2 protein-coding genes are annotated in these 2078 nt (G+C 75.0%); both read right to left on the reverse strand.

The features are described 5' to 3' along the window. Nucleotides 1-498: DivIVA domain-containing protein (locus ACLU3S_RS36795; RefSeq protein ID WP_413956323.1), on the reverse strand; the 498-nt coding region annotated here is incomplete at its 3' end. A gap of 352 nt (nucleotides 499-850) precedes the next feature. Then, the coding region (locus ACLU3S_RS36800; RefSeq protein WP_413956324.1) for an SUKH-4 family immunity protein at nucleotides 851-2078 on the reverse strand (1228 nt) is incomplete at its 5' end.

Below are 2078 nucleotides of genomic sequence, written 5' to 3' on the forward strand. Positions count from 1 at the left end.
CACCGCCGCCAGGACCTCGGCTCGGCCCTTCCGCACCGCGCGCCGGGCGCCGGCACGCACCTCGCCGGCCTCGGCCTGCGCCACGAGAAGCACCCGGCGGGCGGCCTCGTCGGCTTCCGCGCGCACTCTGCCCGCCGCGTCCCGCGCCGCCTTGTGGACGCAGGCGGCGTGCTCCTCGGCCTGCGCCACGTGCTGCCGGGCCTCCTCCCGCGCCCGTTCCCGCAGGTCCTCCGCCTCCTCCAGCACGAGCTGGAACAGACGCCGTGCGCCCTGCCCGAGCGCCTCGTACGTCTGCGCCGGCAGCCCGGCGACGGTCTCGCGCAGCCGCGTGACCTCGGCCTCCATGTCCTTGGCGAGCACGGTGAGCCGCGCGGCGCGCTCCCACGCGGCGTCCCGGTCGTCGGACAGCGCCTCCATGTACGCGTCCACCTGGTCGGGGCGGTAGCCGCGCCCCCGGACGGTCGCGATGCCGTGCGGCGGCTTCGATGCGCTGCTCACCCTGGGAACCCCTCTCCACCGGACCTACACGACAGAATGATTTGTCGCATATCTTGATGGATCGGGCGTAAGGGTTCATAAACCGACACTCCGCAGCGATGCCACGGTCGGCATCTCACACTCCATGGTCGGTGCGGGCGGTCCCGGCCGCCTGAAACACATCCCCCTCAAGAGTGATGAGCATGCTGCGGACAGACGCCGGCCGCGCCGTACGCGCCCCCTCGTCACGGCCGACGGCCGGGGGGCCTACCAGTGCGGGGCCGTACCAGTCCGGGGCCGTACCGGCTCGGGACCGCGCAGGCAAGCGACCGCGCCGCGAGCCTGCGTCAGCCCCTCACCCGCGCGGACCCTGCTAAAGCAGCCCGTCCCACATCTGCTCCAGCAGCACCGACCACCAGCTCTCCGGCGAACCCAGCGACGCCGGGTCCAGCGCGGCCAGCTGGGCCTGGAAGTCGACGGTCCAGCGGCCCGCCTGCTCCTGGTTCAGCCCGTACCGCAGCCGCCACATCCGGCCCAGCAACGCCAGACAGCGCGCGAACTCCGGCAGCCCGGTGTTCACGAACTGCGGCGGCACCGGCGCACCACCCGGCCCGGCCTCCACCGGCACGGCCACGATGTTCGCCGTCCCGTACTGCACACAGATCGCCTTGCCGAAGTCGGTGCCCATCACCAGGTACGAGCCCGCGTCCGCCGCCGGCTGCACCCCGCGCTCGGCCGCCAGCTCCGCGAGGGTCGGCACCGGCCGCCCCGGCTGCGCCTGCGCCCAGAAGAACGGGCCCAGATCCAGCGGCAGCCCCGCGACGACCAGCGTGTGCGCCACGACCGGCGGCACACCCTGCCGCGACACGGCCTGCTGCTCGAACCGGAAGACCCCCGGCCCGAACGCCGCCGCCAGCTCCTGTGCCACGCCCTCCGGCGGAACGGGGGGCGCGGCCTGCACCGGCGGCAGCGGCGCCCGCACCGGCGCGGGCCGCGCGGGACCGTCCGCCACCTGGTGCAACTCGCCCTGGTGCGCCAGCAGTTGCTGCATGCCCTGCTGACGGCTCGCGTGGTCCGTGCCGTACGGAGCGATGCTCGTGATCCGCGCCTGCGGCCACTGCTCCCGGATCATCCGCGCGCAGTAGGCGCCCGGCAGCTCGCACGACTCCAGCTCCGTGTGCAGCTCCAGCACCTGGTCCGGCGGCACGTTCATCGCCCGCAGCTCGTGGAAGATCTGCCACTCCGGATGCGGCGTGCCCGGCGCCGAACGCCGGATCAGCTGCTGCTCGGAACCGTCCTGCGCGCGATAGCGCAGCACGGCCTGATAGCCCGGGCCGACCGTCGGCTGCCCCTGCGGATACCCGTACGCCGGCGGCTGCCCCGGTGGCGGCATCGCACCCGGCGGCATCGCACCCGGCGGCATCGCACCCGGCGGCATCGGCTGCGGGGCACCCGGAACACCGGGGACACCCGAGGCGCCCGGGGGCATGCCGGGGGCGGGCGGCGGCGGAGGCGCACCGGGACCGCCCATGGAGGGCGCGGCCAGCACGGTCTCGGCGTGGTGCACGGCACCCTGGCCCGCACCGCCCGGCGCGCCCTGC

Source organism: Streptomyces sp. AF1A, assembly GCF_047340315.1.
In the GTDB taxonomy this organism is placed as follows: Bacteria; Actinomycetota; Actinomycetes; order Streptomycetales; family Streptomycetaceae; genus Streptomyces.